Consider the following 17546-nt stretch of genomic DNA (forward strand, 5'->3'; position numbering starts at 1 on the left):
TTACTCTACTCCCTGGCGGATCACGCTTGTGGCGATATTCTTCAATTCGTTACTGTTCAGCACTCTTTTTATTTTGTCTGCATAATTAGGGTCGGTTGCATAACCAGCTTGCTGTAAAGAGTCTAAAAATTTATGCGGCTTTGCCGTATTGTTTAATGCATCTTGATAGCGCGGGTTCTGTGTTAAAAAATCCACAAAATCATTCACGCTATCTTTTATCGAGTCATACGCTCTAAAGCTTGCTTGCTTTTTAACTGCAGCACCTTGCTCAAACTCTAAAGTGACCTTACTGGCCTTTTCACCCTGCCAACTTTTATCTGACTTAATATTGAATAAATTGTTTGAGCTATTACCATCACCTTTACTAATAATATGTTTACCCCAGCCAGTTTCTAATGCAGCTTGTGCGACCATAACCGCCGGATTTAAACCAATTTTTTTAGCCGCTGTTTTTGCGTGTTCCCACACTGTACTTACAAATTCCTCAGCATTTTCAAATGTGCTAGACGCTGTGTTTTGTTCGCTTTTTTCAGTTGAATCAACGAGTGACACTTTTTCAGTGCCCTTTTGGTTTTCTTGATGAGGTAAAGTACTACCCGCACGTTGGTCACTAAAGAAATCTGACGTGGTGCGAAGAACAGAGCCTGGCATAAAGTTTTTTCCATCTGGCGATAGTTGCTGCACAATTAAATCAGCAAGACCCAAAGAGCCATTTGATGAAAGCTCTGTAGCCATTTGTTGGTCGTGCATTTCTTCAAAAAACTTAACGCCACTAGCATTAAACGGGCTTTCTTTATCTTCAAAAGCCTCATTGGCTTTACGCATACTTTTAAGCAGCATTTGGGTGAATATAGCTTCAAATTGTGCCGCCGCTTTTTTTAACGCCGCTTTAGATGCATCGGTTGATGCGTCACCGCTGTTTAAAGCATCTCGACGTAGAGAGTCTAAGTTGCCTAAATCAAAAAAGTTTTGCTTATCTAGATGATTTGTTTCCATCAGCTTTTTGACACAATAATTAATAATATCTAGTGGAATGCAATAATTGAGCCAAAAGAAGAGTAGCGGTGAAAGGTTAAGGGTGAAAGGTTAAAGACCCTAGGCCCTAGAGCTTAGAGTCTTATAAAACTAAATTACAACAAGCTGACCATTAATTGCACCGGCTTCTTTGAGCGCTTCAAGAATAGCCATTAAATCACCAGGGGCAGCGCCTACCTCATTAATTGCACGAACTAAGTCATCAAGACTCACACCAGGGTTAAATACAAAAGCGCGTGAGTCATCCTGATCAACATCAATAATACTTTGCTGAGTAACCACGGTTTCACCCTCTGCTAAAGGATTTGGCTGCGCCACATTTTGTTGCTCAGCAATCGTTACTGTTAAACCACCGTGGGTAATTGCCGCAGGTTGTAATTTTACATTTTTACCTATAACAATGGTGCCGGTACGCGAGTTAACAATTATTTTTGCTGAAGTATCTGCTGGCTTAAACTCTAAGTTTTCAAGAGTTGATAAATACGATACACGTTGCGAGGCATCACGAGGTGCAATAACGCGAATAGAAGCTGCATCGAGTGCTTGAGCGCTATTTGGACCAATTAAATCATTAATGGTTTTCTCTAAACGTTTAGCAGTAGTAAAGTCAGGACGGTTTAAATTAAAGGTAATATAGTCGTTTTGCATAAATGGGCTTTTAACAGCACGTTCAACGGTTGCACCATTTGGTACACGTCCTACCGTTGGCGTATTAATCACAACGCGACTACCATCAAGGCCTTCAGCGCCTAAGCCACCTACAATTAAACTGCCTTGAGCGATGGCGTAAACATTACCATCAACCCCTTTTAAGAATGTTTGTAGTAATGTGCCACCGCGCAAGCTGCCTGCACTGCCAATCGATGATACGGTTATATCTATGGTTTGCCCTGGCTTTCTAAATGGGGGGAGTTCAGCATGCACAGCAACCGCTGCAACATTTTTAATTTTTGGCTTTAAACTAGAAGGTAACGTAATACCAAAACTATTAAGCATGCCTTTAAAGCTTTGCTCGGTAAAACGGCTTTGCTCACCGGTGCCTGGTAAACCAACAACTAAGCCATAGCCCACTAATTGGTTTGAGCGCACCCCTTCGACCATAGACACATCTTTAATTCGCTCAGCACTGGCAGTAAATTGCCAGCCTAGTAGCACCATAAAACAAAAAACTTTAAAACCATTCATGTCGAATGTCCTCTAAAAGGGAAACAATGAACTACTAAAGAAACGCGTTAACCAACCCGGGCTTTGTGCCTCTTGTGTTTGGCCCTTACCTGAGTACTGAATACGCGCATTCGCAATTCGATTAGACTCAACGGTATTATCGGCATTGACATCTTGTGGACGCACTAACCCTTCTAAGCGAATAAATTCTTCACCGGTGTTTAACGTTAGCCATTTTTCACCGCGAATCACTAAATTACCATTTGGTAGTACTCGCATTACGTTAACCGAAATATCGCCAACTAAGCTATTTGATTGATTTGATTTTGAGTCACCTTTAAATGAGGAGTCACTGCCAATACCAAATTGAATGCTATCGCCGCCAATATTTACCGGTAAACCACCTAAGCCAATCACAGGGTCGAGGCTGGCATCGGTTTCTTTATCCGTTTCTGTTTTAGCTGCTTTAGTCGCTTGGGTTGACTCTTGTAATTTAACAGTAATGATATCGCCTGTTCGCAGTGCTTTTTTATCGGCATAAAGATCATTCGATAATTGAGTACTGAACAAAGAGCCGGTTGCTACTACTGGCTCCATATTAGGCTCTGGATACATAGGTGCATAATAGGGATCGTCTTGTACTACCTCATTATTTTGTGTAGCTACACAACCACTTAATAGTAAAGTCCCTACTGTAAATAATATAATATTACGCATACAATCCCCCAAAACTATAACTGTTGATTGATATAACTCATCATTTCATCAACGGCTGAGATCACTTTTGAGTTCATCTCATAAACGCGCTGCGTTTCAATCAAATTAACTAACTCTTCGGTCACATTTACATTTGATGTTTCAAGTGAACCTTGAATAATCGTACCTAAACCTTCAACACCCGGATTACCTTGAACAGGCGCACCACTTACAGCGGTTTCGGTATATAAGTTTTGCCCTATAGGCTCAAGGCCCGACGGATTAATAAAATCACTAATCGTGATCTGACCAATAACCACGTTTTCGGCCTGACCTTTAACGCGAACTGACACTTCACCGTCTTGAGATACGGTGATCGACTGTGCATCGTCAGGTACATTCATTTCAGGCTGAACAACATAACCAGCACCCGAGGTTACAACACGCCCGTCACCGTCAGTAGTAAACTGGCCGTTACGCGAATAAGCAATATTGCCATCCGGTTGCAGTACTTCAAAAAAGCCAGGGCCTGAAATCATCCAATCTAATGAATTTTCAGTGGTGAGCATATTACCTTGCGAAAAGTTTTTTTGGTTAGCCACCACCTTAGTACCCGCGCCAAGCATTAAGCCTGACGGCATTTCGGTGTCTTGCGATGAGCGACCGCCTGGTTGATTAATATTTTGGTAAAGCAAGTCTTCAAAAATAGCGCGGCTTTTTTTGTAACCTACTGTACTGGCGTTCGCTAAGTTATTTGATATAACCGATATATCAGTTTGTTGAGCGTCAAGCCCTGTTTTACTTATCCATAATGCTGGATTCATAATAATGTCCTCACGTTAAAGTTAAACGATGCGCATCAGCTGCTCTTGACGTTCGTCAATCTCTTCAGCTGTTTTCATCAGTTTTACTTGTAATTCAAATTGGCGTTGGTGACTGATCATATCGACCATTTCATGCACAGGATTTACATTCGACTTTTCTAATGTGCCACCTAATACTTGTACATTGGCTGATGTTTCAACTATTTCGCCTGGTTTAGCTCTAAATAAGCCATCATTACCCTTCTCGAGCGTGGCGTTGTTTGCATCAACCACTTTTAGCCGATCAACTTCTTCTAAAAAGTTAGCCGGTGCACCTTGAGGGCGAACTTGAATAGTGCCATCTTTGCTAAATTCAATTTTTTCAATCGGTACAGGTAATATGACTGGCCCACCTTCGCCAATAACTTGACGACCGTCGCTGGTAGTTAACATACCTTCAGCCGTTATATTTAACGAACCCACTTTTGTATAGGCTTCATTACCAGAGGCATCCTGAACACTCAACCAGGCGTTATCACTCATAGCAATATCAAGGCTGCGACCTGTTTCGACAACACCGCCCGATGTCATGTTAGATCCTGGGCGCTCTTGCATAGCAAAAACACGAGTCGGCAAACCTTCACCGAAAGCCTGCATTGAGCGCGCTTGCGCAAAATCAGATTTAAACCCAGTGGTGTTTGCATTTGCCAAATTATTGGCTTTAAGAGCAAGCCCTTGCATGCTTTGTTTAGCGCCAGATGCGGCTATGTAGACCATTTTATCCATAACATCGACTCATTAAGAAATCTATATATGAGTAAATGCAATATAAGTGCCAAATTAAATTAAAGCATGAATAAGATTTTAAGAGAGGAATAAAAAAGGCTGCATTAAGCAGCCTTTATAAATCAAAATATGGTTATCGGATCTGTAAAATATTTTGTTGCAGCGTTGAATTCACTTCAAGCGCACGAGAGTTTGCTTGGAAGTTACGCTGCGCACTAATCAAATCAACTAGCTCTGTGGTTAAATTTGTATTTGATTGCTCGAGCGCTGAAGAATTGATTTTACCTAAAGTCCCTGTTCCCGCCTCACCCGCAATCGGCTCACCTGAGGTTAAACTTTTTTTCCATGAAGTATCACCCACCTGTTGTAAACCTTGTGAGTTTGCAAATCTAACCATGGCTACTTGACCTAAATATGAAGTGTCGCCATTACTGTACGATGCAACAACTTTACCATCAGTACCAATATCAATACCCGCTAAGCGCCCCACTGTCGCACCGTCTTGTTCAAGTGCTTTTACTTCAAATCGATTAGCATATTGAGTAGGGATTTTAGCAGTAGTACCCGCCTCATCGCGCCACTGAATTGCAATGTCATTAAACTGTGCACCATTACTCAATAACCCTGAAAAGTTAGCAGTATTTAAATTTACATCATCAAAGGTACTTCCGGTAATAGGTGTGCCATTGGTTGTTTCTGGAGTACCACTTGCATTAAATCCAAACGTACTAAGCGGGCTTGGGGTTGCCGTTGCGGCGCCGGTAGCATCAAACGGTTTTTGATCCAATGTACCATGTACTTGCCATTCGTTTGGTGCGGTTTTAACAAAATAAAACTGCATTACATGCGGCTCACCTAGTGAATCGTAAACTGTGGTTGAAGTCGAAGAATTATAAGTAGTGCCGTCTGTTGCATCAAATGGCACTACTTTAACATCATCACGCGAATCAACATTGAATGAGGTGTAAACGTTTGAAGTAGAGCGCGGAGACCCTGATGAATCAGGTATTTGCAGTGCAGAGGATGTACTTAAACTAACCGAAGTGGTACTGCCTGTAACTTCATTCACCGGAAAACTCTGTAAGAAGTTTCCTTTAGCATCAACTACAAAGTTGTCTTTATTAAGCTTAAACGCACCTGCGCGAGTATAACTAAAATCTAAAGAGCCTAAATCATTACTTGTTGCAAAGTAACCTTCACCCGTGATCGCTAAATCCAGTGAGTTATTAGTAAACTGCAGCGACCCTTGATGAAACTGCTGAGCAACCATAGTGGTTTGCACACCATCACCATTTTTTGTTTTACCGGCGCTAAATACTGATGATGCGTATACATCAGCAAACTCGGCGCGAGACTCTTTAAAACCAGTGGTGTTTACGTTGGCAATGTTATTGGCGGTAACATCCAAATCTTTTTGTGCGGCAGCAAGGCCTGTTAATGCAATATTGAAGCTCATAATTAACCTCTAACCTAAAAATATTTAGCCTGATGGCTAAAAAAATACATAAAATCTATTACGCGATTTCTGCGACATCAGTCAGCCTAACCGCACCTTCTTTAGTATTAATAATAATGCCGCTTGAGCCGTTAATATTAACACTTTCAATATTTTTGAATGTAGCTAATGGGAGGCTTGAAAATTCCCCATTTGTACTACCCTCTGCTTTGATGTTGTATTCACCAGGTGGTAGCCGTTCACCCGCTTCATTTTTACCATCCCATGCAAAACGGATGGCTCCTGCAGGCTGAGTGCCTAAATCTATAGTTTTAACCAACTGCCCGGATGCATCTTCAATGCGGATCATTAAACTATCGACTGGCTTTTCAGCTACAACAGAACCTCTTGATTCACCCGACTCATTAAGCTCCAGTGTATCCGACTCCAACAAAGCTTGTTTGCCTACCAGTGTTGATGCTTGCAATGCCGAATTTGATGTCATCGACGCAGCTAAGGAATCAAAGTTAGAGTTCAAATTTGATATTCCTTCAGCCATGGTAAAGTTTGTCATTTGTGCAATCATCTGATCGTTATCAGCAGGTTTGCTGGGATCTTGATATGACAACTGCTGTGTTAACAACGAAAAAAAATCTTCTTGGGTTAACGCATCACTATCCTCTTTTTGTGGCACTTGCTTATCTTGCCAACGTAAAGAGTCCATGTAGGATGAAGAAGTACTAATATCGTTACTCATGAGCTACCCTCAGTTACCGCTGACCTAACAGCAGTGTTTTACTTAACATTTGCTTAGCTGCATCAGCAACTTGAACATTTGTCTGATAAGAGCGAGATGCAGAAATCATATTTGCCATCTCCTCAACAACATTCACGTTGGGTTTATAAATGTAACCATTTTCATCCGCACTCGGGTGGTTTGGGTTATATTCAATTTGTAGTGGTTTATCACTCTCAACCACTCCTAACACTTTCACACCAACGGCAGAGCCCTGTGGGTTGCTTGCTGACGCTGACGCTTTTGTTAGCTCCGCAGCAAATACAGGTTGTCGCGCTCGGTACGTTTCATTTTGTGAAGAGCTAATTGTATTGGCATTAGAGATATTACTTGCGGTGGTATTTAATCGCACGTTTTGCGCGCTCATACCCGAACCTGCAATATCAAACACATTATATAAACTCATAATTAGGCTCCTTGACTACCGAGGGCTTTTTTCAGGCCTTTAAATTTACCATTAAGAAACTGGACACTGGCCTGATACTCCATAGCATTCTGTGTATACAAGTTCCGTTCCACTTGTATATCAACAGAGTTACCATCACCTGTATCTGTTTGATTTGGCGTACGAAATAATTCATCTCCACCTACAAAACGGGTACCACCGGCAATGTGTTTTTCGTTGGTTCTTACCATCGTATTGCCGCTTAGTTGGTTAGACTTTGCCGTTTTTAATGCTGAGGCAAAGTCGATATCTTTTGCTTTATAGCCGGGCGTATCAGCATTTGCGATATTAGTGGCGAGCATTTCTGCTCTTTGCGAACGGATCAACATCGCATGCGGATGCACGCCTAATGCTTTATCAAAACTGATAGCCATAACTATCTCCAAAAAATTGACTTAGTATCAATAAAGCAATAAGTAAGCCAGCAATGAAAGTAGTGATGATAAAAACAAAAAACGGCGCTACAGCGCCGTTTTTAGGAGGGGGTATATCTTAATATTCGTTATTTCTTTTGGTAAATAATGCCGGGGTTGCAACGTACCATATCAAATTCGGTACTCAAACCAGACATAGATTCCGACGCACCTAAAAATAAATACCCCTTAGGGTTAAGTGCTTGAGAAAATTGTGCAATTATTTTGGCTTTCACCTCAGGTGAAAAATATATTAAAACATTACGGCAAAATATAATATCGAACTTACCCATCAAGGCGTACGAGTCGAGCAAATTTAAATGCCTAAAGCTCACTTGCTTTTTCAATGAGTCAACCACTTGTGCCATACCATTGCCGCTGTCTTTAAAAAATTTCTTACGACGATCAGCAGATAGCCCGCGAGCCAGTGCCAATGCATCATATTCAGCGTTTTTACACATATCCAGCATGGTATTTGAGATGTCAGTACCCACTATTTGTGCACCCATTTTTAAAACACCAGGACTACTTGATTGAAACTCAGCTACCGACATAGCAATTGAATAAGGTTCTTGCCCTGAAGAGCTCGCAGCAGACCATATTTTTAATGGTCTATTTAGCGCTTTAAATTCAGGGAATAATCTGGTTTTGAGCAACTCAAATGGGTATTGATCTCTAAACCACAATGTTTCGTTGGTTGTCATGGCATCAACAACAGCAGCGCGCAATTGACGCTCATGTACGCCAAGTGTTTTGCTAACCAGTTCAGATAACGATTCAACATTAAACCGAGACATTAATGGTGCCAAGCGACTTTTAACCAAATACTGCTTATTTTCACCTAAAACAATACCGCACTGTTGTTCTAAAAATAAGCGAAATTGATCGTATTCTGTTTGCTGCAAATCTTTATTAGTCAAATCAATAACACCTATGTTTATTAATCACAATGAACCCACTTATTAACGGCTGTAGCAAGCTCGTCTGGATTAAATTTCGCTATAAAATCGTCAGCCCCTACTTTTTCAATCATTGCTTGATTGAAAACACCACTTAATGAAGTATGTAAAATCACATGCAGTGGTGCAAGTTTGGGATCTGCTTTAATTTCTGCAGTGAGCGTATAACCATCCATTTCGGGCATTTCTACATCTGAAATAAGTAACCCTACTCGCTCTGTAATATCGTTAACACAATCAAGCTCTGCAATTTCTTTTAGTCTTATTAAAGCTTCTTTACCATTTTTAGCAAGTTCAGTAGTTACACCTAAAGGTTCTAACGCTCGTTTAACCTGATTTCGTGCCACGGCCGAATCATCGGCAATAAATACTATACGCTCACCCAAATCTTTTTGCATACTACCTTGAGCCTGAGCCGCAACATCTGCGCTAACCTCTGTATTTACAGGACAAATCTCGTTTAAAATTTGTTCAACATCGAGAATTTCAACTAACTCATTTTCAATTTCAGTCACGGCTGTTAAATAAGAATAACGCCCCGCACCTGATGGCGGAGGCAGTATTTTTTCCCAGTTCATGTTAACAATCCGCTCAACGCCACCAACTAAGAATCCTTGAACTGAACGGTTATATTCAGCAATGATAATAAAACCTTCTTCTATATTTTTTATAGGACGGCCACCTACAGCCATAGATAAGTCAATCACCGAAATAGTTTGGCCACGGATATGTGCAACACCTCGAATATAAGCATTAGCCTTTGGCATACTAGTAAGAGGCGGGCATTGTAATACCTCTCTTACTTTAAACACATTAATGCCGAAGCGCTGACGCCCGTTAAGCTTAAATAACAATAATTCTAAGCGGTTTTGCCCAACCAACTGGGTACGTTGGTTTACTGAGTCTAAAATACCGGCCATTTAAATCTCCTAAGAAAACAAATATAAGGAACGATAATTGCTTTCAATTAATAAAGCGTCATAACACAACGGGGGCGTCTAAATTCTGACGCAAAATATTTATACCCTGTTTGCAACCATAAGCATAGTCGAAACATTATGAGTTTGTTAAAAAAAATCAGAAGATACAGTGTTTTTTATTTTCTTGCTAGCCTCTGCTTCACTTTGCCACTAAAGGCTCAAGTATTTAGTAAAGAATCACTTCAAGAAATGGCTGTATCTTATGTTGCACAAAAAGCAGTGACTACAAATGATAACAAAATACAGTTTAGCGCATTACCGTTAGATAGCCGCATACCTGATCGCCATTGTAACTCTGAGCCAGAGCTAGTAACGCCAAGTGAGCCCCCATTTAATCGTCAGGTCACCATTCAAATAAAATGTAACGATAGTGACAACTGGGCACAATACGTACATGTCAGAATCACTGAATCAGCACCCGTTGTAGTTGCAACGACTAATTTAGCACGAGGTGAAGTGATTACTCCATCCCATTTAAGTATTGATATGCGCCCTGCGCACTTTATACGCGTTCAGTATCTTGATGATCCTGCACAACTTATTGGTAGCCGCAGCAAACGTAATATTCGTGAAGGTATGCCAGTACTACTCAATCAAATTTGTATGGTTTGCAAAGGCGACTCTGTTAACATATTTGCCAATATTAAAGGGTTAAGAGTAAAAACCACGGGTGTTGCATTAGAGGATGGAACCTTAGGTGAACAAGTACGAGTAGAAAACAAAAAAACAGGTAAAGTTTTAAATGCACGGGTAGATGGTGTAGAGTCTGTGCAGGTAAATATTTAATGTAATTTATGCTAAAGTATCTTTAGTAAATGCCGATATATAGGCATCAGTTGGGTAATAAATGGGTTTTTATCATGGTCGGTCAAGTTAACAAATCAAATCAACAGCCTGGTGTTTTAACAAACACTCAACAGCAAAAAGTTGATTTAAAAAGAGATAATGCAAACACGCAGGCTGCGCAAACGCCTTCGCCTAAAGCGGCAAGCGATTCGGTGAGCCTAACACCGCAAGCTAAGCAATTAAAATCTTTACAAGAAAAAGCAGAGCAGTCTTCTGGTTTTGACAGTAACAAAGTTGCTGAACTTAAAAAAGCCATTACCGAAGGCAAGTATCAAATAGACAGTGAGAAACTTGCCAAAAATTTAGCAGACTTCGAGTTTAATGTTTATGGCTGATCACAATAGTTTAATTACGATTAAACTAAACGAACAAATAAATTGTTTAACAACCTTGAGTGAGCTTCTTACTCAAGAGCTTAATGCTATTGCCTCACGTAGAGGCGAAGGTTTGAAAGAAATTGCCCAACAGAAAATGTCTTTTTTAACCAGCATAAGCACCTTAGATAAAGAACTCAGTAAACTGATTGCCAGTAATGATCAGCAAACAGATGAAAATGCTGACTTAATAAAGCTGACCAGAACTAAGCTTGAGCAATGTCAAAAACAAAATGAAGTTAATGCTCATGCAGCTCATCAGGCACAGTTAAGTGTAAAGCAGCTGAAAGGTATTTTAATTGGTGCACCTTCATCAATGACCTACGACCAAGCTGGTAGCGTCGTAAATACCGATAACAGCATTGTGCGTAACCTAAAAGCCTAAAAAAACACCCATAAAAAAACGCCTAAACGATAATTCGTTTAGGCGTTTTTTTATGGGTAATAATTTGTCGCTTAGTAATAAGTAACTTTTTTCACTTCCCGTGGTTTTATCTCACCGATGTACAAGTCGTGTACGCGCTTCATATTAAGCTCAAGCTCAGTAATATACATATCATTAACGGCATAGGTTTTTATAATTTGCGCGCCTTTTATAATACCTTGCACTTTACTCTGTAAATAATCATCTTGGGCAACAGAGCCTGCGACGGTTGTGCCTGCGGTAATTTTTTGCCCGTACACTTGTTCCGTTAGTTCGCGATAAGCCTCGAGCTTTGAGGCCTTAATCGCCATAAGCTGTTTTTGCGTGTCACTACTTCCCGACTGCAAACTAATGGGCGCATAGCCAACCGCTTTTAATACTGGGTAATTATTTGGCTCAACATATTTATACTCAACGTGTTTATCAAATATATTACTACAACCGCTTAAAGTTAAGCAGCCTAATGTGATCATTAATGGCATTACTCGCATCATACTGGGCCTTTAAAAACTAATTAAACTCAGTTATGCATGTTTAGTGCCAGTGATATGCCTTTAAATAGATAACAAAAAATAGTGGTACATTACTTGCTGAAGTTGATTAACGCTAACGTTTAATTGGAGTAAAAGTATGAAATCGTTTTTAAAGGCTGTATTAGCAGGGTTAAGTACCACTGCGGTATTAACGTTTTCACCTTTTACTCACGCTCAGTGGTATGAGTCTACCGGCCATGCAGTTATTCAAAATAGCGATATTCCTAGTGCAAAAGCCGCAGCCATAAAAGATGCGATAACCCAAGCCTTAGTATTTTCTGGGGCGCGTGTAAGTTCAGTGCAAACCCTTGTAGATGGCGTATTAACCCAAGATCAGCTAAAAATAAGTAGCCAAGGCGAAATTCAAAAAATAGAGCTCGTTAGCGAAAACCGCAGCAATGATGAATTTGCGATTACCTTACGCCTAGATATTTTTGCACAAACCGAGCAATGCCCGCAAAGCAACTTCAATAAATTTATAGCTGTGACGCAAAGTCAATTAACAAATCGCGAACACGCTAGAATGGGTCAAATATTTGACATTAATAAAGCAGTAAGCAAAAACATCTACACGTCACTGCAAAAATCAAAAATGAGTGCTATACCGGTTGCCTATTTCAATAAAGCGATAAAAGTCGATACTTATTTTAATCAACAACATGACTACTCTAACAGCCAGTTAGAGGAAATTTCATCGCGCAGTAACGCACAATATGTGCTACTGAGCCAAATTACCAGTTTATCCACCAGCGATAAACTCAATAGCGACTATGCATTTTGGCAAGATGAAAGCTATCAGCGTCACTACCAAATAGAGTTTAGTTTATTTAATGGCACTACTTATGAACCCTTGTGGCAACAAAGCTATCAAAGCCAAGCTATCTGGCCATTTGAAAAAACAACTATTATTGATGTAAACAGTAATCGTTTTTGGCAGTCACCTTTTGGTCAAAGTATTAGTGAGATAAACCAAACCCTAAGTTACGATTTGCAAGCAGCCATGGCGTGCCTACCCACTCAAGGCAAAATTATGCACATGGAAAATAATAAACTCGTCATTAATTTAGGAAAGGCACATGGCTTAGAAAAAGGCCAACAGCTGAGTATTGCTCATCATAATTATTTAACAGACGCGCAAGGCAACACCATGCCGCATACTATAACCACTTTGAACCGTATTCGTGTAGAGCAGCTATATCAGCACAGTGCCATTGCCGTCAGTATTAATGATCAGCCTTTACCGGGCGTACAAATTAACGATATTGTGGAAGTTGCAACGCCCTAAAGTACTTGGGTTAGCTTAACTTTTAAATTATCGTGAGCGCTTAACCAATCTGCTAACTGCTCAACCCCAGATAAATGCGGGTAGTGCTTTCGACAGGCCAATACAATATTACGTTGCTGATTAGGAAAAATAGGTAAATAATGAATTCCCTCTCGGGGGATTGCAGCAAGTTTTGGCACAAACGTAACCCCATCGTCCATCGCCACCAGCGCTAATAAGGTTTCTAAGCTATTACCTTGATACTGGCTAGAAACATCCACTCCTGCCGAAAAACAAAACTGCTGAGCTTGATCTTTAAAGCAATGGCCATCACTTAACATTAATAGGTTACTACCTTGAAGGTCTTGCAGTGCTACCTTTTTATTTACAGCTAAAGCGTTATCAGCAGATACCGCAACTAAAAAGTCTTCTTTATATACATTAATAGTATGGTAATTTCTTAGCTCAGGCACATCCGCTAAAATTGCAAAATCCACCTCGCCACTGTCTAGCGCAGCTAAAATGGTAGAAGTTTGCATTTCAATAAACGAAAACTGACTTTGAGTAAATGCCGCTTTCATTGATGTAAGCAGTGTAGGTAGTAAATACGGGGCAATAGTAGGAATAATACCAATACTCAGCTTGCCCTGTAACGGTTGGTTAGAAGTAGCAGCCAGTTCTTTTAATATTTGAGTTTGTTCTAATATAAGAGTGATTTGTGTCAACAAACGTTCACCTTGGGTTGTTAAGGTGACGTGCTTAGTTGAACGGTCAAATAAGATAACCCCTAATTCTTGTTCTAGCTTTTTAATTTGCCCACTCAAGGTGGGCTGGCTTACAAAGCAGGCATCAGCCGCTTTGCGAAAATGTTTAAAATGCGCAACGGCTTTTACATATTCTAAATCTTTTAAGTTCATATTCACATACAATCTGATAGTTTATGCCTATCAGTTTAATACAAACAAACGATTGGAACTATATTTAATTGTTCGCCATAATGGCTATCAACAAATCAAGAGGAACTAAAAACATGTTAAACAATATTGAAGGTCAAACAATCCCTAACGTTACATTTGCAACGCGTCAAAACGACGAATGGAAATCAGTAACTACTGATGACATTTTTAAAGGCAAAACAGTCGTTGTGTTTTCACTACCTGGTGCATTTACACCAACGTGTTCATCAACTCACCTACCACGCTACAACGAGTTAGCTGGTGTACTTAAGCAAAATGGCGTTGACGACATTGTTTGTGTATCTGTAAACGACACCTTTGTAATGAACGCATGGGCTGAGCATCAAGAAGCGCAAAATATTACTTTACTACCAGATGGTAACGGCGAATTTACTGACGGCATGGGTATGCTAGTTGATAAAAACGATTTAGGTTTTGGCAAGCGCAGCTGGAGATACTCTATGCTAGTTAAAGATGGCGTAGTAGAGAAGATGTTCATCGAGCCAGATTTACCAGGCGACCCGTTTGAAGTATCTGACGCTGACACTATGCTTGATTACATCAACCCAACTCAAGTAAAACCAGAAGCGGTTACTCTATTTACTAAGCCTGGCTGTCCTTTCTGTAAAAAAGCAAAAGAGCTACTTACAGCTAAAGGCTTTGCTTTTGAAGAAATCGTAATGGGTGCTGGCGCATCACTTACCAGCCTTAAAGCGGTATCGGGCCGTGAAACCGTACCACAAGTATTTATTGGTGGTAAGCACATTGGTGGCTCAGACGATTTAGAAAAATACTTTGCTTAATTAAGTAAATAAAACAGGGGCTGCAACGCCCTTGTTTATTAAAGGAAAAACACTATGAAAGAATTGCAAACCGACGTTGTTGTTATAGGTGCAGGTACCGCTGGTTTAAGTGCCTACCGTAATGCTAAACAGTTTACTCAAAACGTACTTATGATTGAATCAGGCCCATACGGTACAACCTGCGCACGTGTTGGTTGCATGCCAAGTAAATTATTGATTGCTGCAGCAGAAGCCGCGCACTCAATAGAAATGGCACCTGCCTTTGGAGTTCACAGCTCAAAACCGGTTATTGACGGTAAAGCCGTCATGGCACGAGTTAAAAGTGAGCGCGATCGCTTTGCAGGATTCGTAGTAGAAGCCGTAGATGAAATACCTAGCGAAGATAAAATTCGTGGCTATGCACAGTTTTTAGACGCCAACCGCGTGCAAATAGATGAGCACATCATTATCACTGCTAAACGCTTTGTAATAGCAACAGGTTCACGCCCATCTTACCCTGGCGTATTTAATAACTTTGGCGACCGACTGATTATTAATGACGATGTATTCGACTGGGATGATTTACCAGAATCAGTAGCCGTATTTGGCCCAGGCGTTATAGGCCTTGAAATTGGCCAAGCGTTGCACCGATTAGGGGTAAAGGTAAAACTCTTTGGTGTAGGTGGTGCCATAGGCCCACTAACCGACCCAGTAGTTAAAGATTACGCTAACACCGTATTTGCAGAAGAATTTTATGTTGATACCGACTCAAACGTTTCAGATATGAAACAGGTAGGTAATAAAGCAGAGCTAACCTATACCGACAAACAAGATGTTAAACATACCGAGCAGTTTGACTATGTTCTGGCTGCAACAGGGCGAGTACCTAACACCGATAAACTAGGGTTAGAAAACACCGGCATAGAGCTTGATGAGCGTGGCGTACCACTCGCTGATGCCCACACTATGCAATGTGGCGACTCAAACATATTTATTGCCGGCGATGCCAGTAACATGATCCCACTGCTTCACGAAGCATCCGATCAAGGAACAATCGCAGGGCAAAACGCAGGCCGCTACCCTCATGTACGTGCGGGTTTACGCCGCGCTAAAATTGCCGCCGTATTTAGTGACCCACAGATAGCTATGGTTGGTGAAAGCTTTAAAGAAATTAGCGAACGATTAGGAAGCTGTGACTGCTTTGAAATAGGCGAAGTCAGCTTTGAAAACCAAGGCCGCAGCCGCGTTATGCTAAAAAACAAAGGCCACATGCGTGTGTATGCCGAGCACGGTACCGGCTTATTTTTAGGTGCTGAATTTATAGGCCCACAAGCAGAGCACATTGCTCATTTATTAGCATGGGCTGTACAAAACAAAATGACTGTACCGCAAATGTTAGATATGCCTTTTTATCACCCTGTTATTGAAGAAGGCCTACGCACTGCACTGCGAGATTTAAACGCTAAATTAAAATTTGGCCCAGACATTATTAACCATTGTATGGAATGTGGCCCAGGCGCATAACATACCACTAATAAACACTTGCTACTCAAAGCCAAAACTCTTGTTTTGGCTTTTTTTATGTTAAAAACAGGTATATAAAATGGAGTTTAAACTGCTACACTCAGATTAATAAATAAACAAAAATGGACCCACAATGAGCAATAATAAATATAGACTTGTCACTCGAAGCGATTTTGACGGCCTAGTGTGTGCCGTATTACTTAAAGATTTAGATTTAATCGACGATATTTTATTTGTGCACCCAAAAGACATGCAAGATGGCAAAATAGCCATTACCAGCAACGACATTACCACTAACCTCCCCTATGTTGCCGGTTGTCATATTGCATTTGATCATCACATGAGTGAAACCGTTCGTAACGAAAGCGATATAAAAAACCATATTATTGACCCAGATGCGCCCTCTGCAGCACGCGTTGTTTATGACTATTATGGTGGCGCAGAGAAATTCCCTAATATTTCAACTGACATGATGGAAGCGGTTGATAAAGGGGATTCGGCACAATTTACAAAAGACGAAATTTTAAACCCAACAGACTGGGTACTGATGAACTTTATTATGGATGCGCGCACAGGACTTGGCCGTTTTCGTGAATTCAAAATTTCTAATTACCAGTTAATGATGAAGTTAATTGACGCCTGTAAAGATCACAGCATAGAACAAATACTAGCAATGGAAGATGTTGCCGAGCGTGTTGCGTTATACCACGAGCACAACGCACAAGCTAAAGAGCAAATAGACCGCTGCTCATCAGTACACGACAACTTAGTGGTACTCAATTTAACCGAAGAAGAAACCATTTACGCTACTAACCGCTTCGTTATTTACGCCATGTTCCCCGAATGTAATATCTCAATACATAAAATGTGGGGGCTTAAAAAGCAAAACGTGGTGTACGCCATTGGTAAATCAATCACCAATCGCAGCTCAAATACTAATGTTGGCGAGTTATGCCTTAAATACGGTGGCGGCGGCCATTTAAATGCTGGTACTTGCCAAGTAGAAACAAACAAAGCTGAGCAAGTGCTGAGCGAGCTGATTGCTACGATTACCAGCGATGGCTGAGTTATAGCCACGGGGTTCGGGGTTCGCAAAGTATTTTATAGAGCGAGCTAATTATAGCTCGCTTTTTTATTATGCAGAATTTAATGGAGGGCTTCTTTGAGCGATAAGCAGACGGTCGGATAAACTCGTTTTTGGACTATTTCGAGTAGAGCCTAAGGTCAGCTTTGTGGACCTCCCAGCTTTCACTAGTCAGTTTTTAATTCCCTCTAAAAAAGTTATTAAAACAAACACATACTCTCTTTTTATATCTAATTAAAATAGCGAA

The 17546-nt window shown here is 40.6% G+C and carries 20 protein-coding genes; 7 read left to right on the plus strand and 13 right to left on the minus strand.

All coding sequences use genetic code 11. The features are described from left to right. The 11 genes from flgJ to P3J6_RS16345 all read right to left on the minus strand — a co-directional run bounded on the left by flgJ (window position 1) and on the right by P3J6_RS16345 (window position 9452). The gene (gene flgJ / locus P3J6_RS16295) at window positions 1–996 is read right to left on the minus strand and encodes a flagellar assembly peptidoglycan hydrolase FlgJ (RefSeq protein WP_138605273.1); all 996 of its coding nucleotides are present in this window, start codon (window positions 994–996) and stop codon (window positions 1–3) included. A gap of 129 nt (window positions 997–1125) precedes the next feature. Then, window positions 1126–2220, minus strand: coding sequence for a flagellar basal body P-ring protein FlgI (locus P3J6_RS16300; RefSeq protein WP_138605272.1), 1095 nt, complete (start codon window positions 2218–2220; stop codon window positions 1126–1128). A 12-nt stretch (window positions 2221–2232) separates the two neighbouring features. Then, window positions 2233–2916: a flagellar basal body L-ring protein FlgH gene (gene flgH / locus P3J6_RS16305; protein ID WP_198523549.1), complete on the minus strand. Its 684-nt coding sequence runs from the start codon at window positions 2914–2916 to the stop codon at window positions 2233–2235. A 14-nt stretch (window positions 2917–2930) separates the two neighbouring features. Further along, window positions 2931–3719 carry a flagellar basal-body rod protein FlgG gene (flgG, locus tag P3J6_RS16310; RefSeq protein WP_010387879.1) on the minus strand — a complete coding sequence of 263 codons (789 nt, stop codon included), beginning with the start codon at window positions 3717–3719 and terminating at the stop codon, window positions 2931–2933. 21 nt (window positions 3720–3740) lie between these two features. Then, the gene (locus P3J6_RS16315) at window positions 3741–4484 is read right to left on the minus strand and encodes a flagellar basal body rod protein FlgF (protein ID WP_131691416.1); all 744 of its coding nucleotides are present in this window, start codon (window positions 4482–4484) and stop codon (window positions 3741–3743) included. A gap of 133 nt (window positions 4485–4617) precedes the next feature. Beyond that, entirely contained in the window at window positions 4618–5940 is a 1323-nt protein-coding gene (gene flgE, locus P3J6_RS16320) for a flagellar hook protein FlgE (protein ID WP_198523550.1), read from the minus strand. Window positions 5941–5998: 58 nt separating this feature from the next. After that, window positions 5999–6676 carry a flagellar hook assembly protein FlgD gene (locus P3J6_RS16325; protein WP_178956429.1) on the minus strand — a complete coding sequence of 226 codons (678 nt, stop codon included), beginning with the start codon at window positions 6674–6676 and terminating at the stop codon, window positions 5999–6001. A 13-nt stretch (window positions 6677–6689) separates the two neighbouring features. Beyond that, window positions 6690–7121, minus strand: a complete 432-nt coding sequence (gene flgC / locus P3J6_RS16330; protein ID WP_008113068.1) for a flagellar basal body rod protein FlgC — start codon at window positions 7119–7121, stop codon at window positions 6690–6692. A gap of 2 nt (window positions 7122–7123) precedes the next feature. Beyond that, window positions 7124–7534, minus strand: a complete 411-nt coding sequence (flgB, locus tag P3J6_RS16335) for a flagellar basal body rod protein FlgB (protein WP_138605269.1) — start codon at window positions 7532–7534, stop codon at window positions 7124–7126. Window positions 7535–7662: 128 nt separating this feature from the next. After that, the gene (locus P3J6_RS16340) at window positions 7663–8493 is read right to left on the minus strand and encodes a CheR family methyltransferase (protein WP_138605268.1); all 831 of its coding nucleotides are present in this window, start codon (window positions 8491–8493) and stop codon (window positions 7663–7665) included. 20 nt (window positions 8494–8513) lie between these two features. Then, window positions 8514–9452: a chemotaxis protein CheV gene (locus P3J6_RS16345; protein WP_138605267.1), complete on the minus strand. Its 939-nt coding sequence runs from the start codon at window positions 9450–9452 to the stop codon at window positions 8514–8516. Between the two features lie 138 nt (window positions 9453–9590). Between P3J6_RS16345 and flgA the strand changes: the two genes are divergently transcribed. The 3 genes from flgA to flgN all read left to right on the plus strand — a co-directional run bounded on the left by flgA (window position 9591) and on the right by flgN (window position 11117). Next, the gene (gene flgA, locus P3J6_RS16350) at window positions 9591–10298 is read left to right on the plus strand and encodes a flagellar basal body P-ring formation chaperone FlgA (RefSeq protein WP_198523551.1); all 708 of its coding nucleotides are present in this window, start codon (window positions 9591–9593) and stop codon (window positions 10296–10298) included. A 74-nt stretch (window positions 10299–10372) separates the two neighbouring features. After that, window positions 10373–10693 (plus strand): flagellar biosynthesis anti-sigma factor FlgM, encoded by a 321-nt coding sequence (gene flgM, locus P3J6_RS16355; RefSeq protein ID WP_010387860.1) that lies wholly within the window; start codon window positions 10373–10375, stop codon window positions 10691–10693. Beyond that, entirely contained in the window at window positions 10686–11117 is a 432-nt protein-coding gene (flgN, locus tag P3J6_RS16360; RefSeq protein ID WP_036932872.1) for a flagellar export chaperone FlgN, read from the plus strand. Before flgM ends, flgN begins: the two co-directional genes overlap by 8 nt. Before the next feature lie 71 nt (window positions 11118–11188). Here flgN and P3J6_RS16365 read toward each other — a convergent pair whose 3' ends face one another. After that, window positions 11189–11647 (minus strand): LPP20 family lipoprotein, encoded by a 459-nt coding sequence (locus P3J6_RS16365; protein WP_198523817.1) that lies wholly within the window; start codon window positions 11645–11647, stop codon window positions 11189–11191. A gap of 139 nt (window positions 11648–11786) precedes the next feature. Between P3J6_RS16365 and P3J6_RS16370 the strand changes: the two genes are divergently transcribed. Continuing rightward, window positions 11787–12974, plus strand: a complete 1188-nt coding sequence (locus tag P3J6_RS16370) for a flagellar assembly protein T N-terminal domain-containing protein (protein WP_198523552.1) — start codon at window positions 11787–11789, stop codon at window positions 12972–12974. On the opposite strand, the gene P3J6_RS16375 is transcribed toward P3J6_RS16370, so the two are convergent. Then, window positions 12971–13870: a LysR substrate-binding domain-containing protein gene (locus P3J6_RS16375; RefSeq protein ID WP_138605263.1), complete on the minus strand. Its 900-nt coding sequence runs from the start codon at window positions 13868–13870 to the stop codon at window positions 12971–12973. The two genes, P3J6_RS16370 and P3J6_RS16375, sit on opposite strands and share 4 nt — an antisense overlap. Before the next feature lie 113 nt (window positions 13871–13983). Between P3J6_RS16375 and P3J6_RS16380 the strand changes: the two genes are divergently transcribed. The 3 genes from P3J6_RS16380 (at window position 13984) to P3J6_RS16390 (ending at window position 17281) form a co-directional block, all read left to right on the plus strand. Then, entirely contained in the window at window positions 13984–14712 is a 729-nt protein-coding gene (locus P3J6_RS16380) for a glutathione peroxidase (RefSeq protein WP_008466566.1), read from the plus strand. Between the two features lie 54 nt (window positions 14713–14766). Continuing rightward, window positions 14767–16215, plus strand: coding sequence for a dihydrolipoyl dehydrogenase (locus tag P3J6_RS16385; RefSeq protein WP_198523553.1), 1449 nt, complete (start codon window positions 14767–14769; stop codon window positions 16213–16215). Between the two features lie 133 nt (window positions 16216–16348). Beyond that, entirely contained in the window at window positions 16349–17281 is a 933-nt protein-coding gene (locus tag P3J6_RS16390; RefSeq protein ID WP_198523554.1) for an exopolyphosphatase, read from the plus strand. The last annotated feature ends 265 nt before the right edge of the window (window positions 17282–17546 follow it).

This window comes from Pseudoalteromonas sp. 3J6, assembly GCF_903995135.1.
In the GTDB taxonomy this organism is placed as follows: domain Bacteria; phylum Pseudomonadota; class Gammaproteobacteria; order Enterobacterales; family Alteromonadaceae; genus Pseudoalteromonas.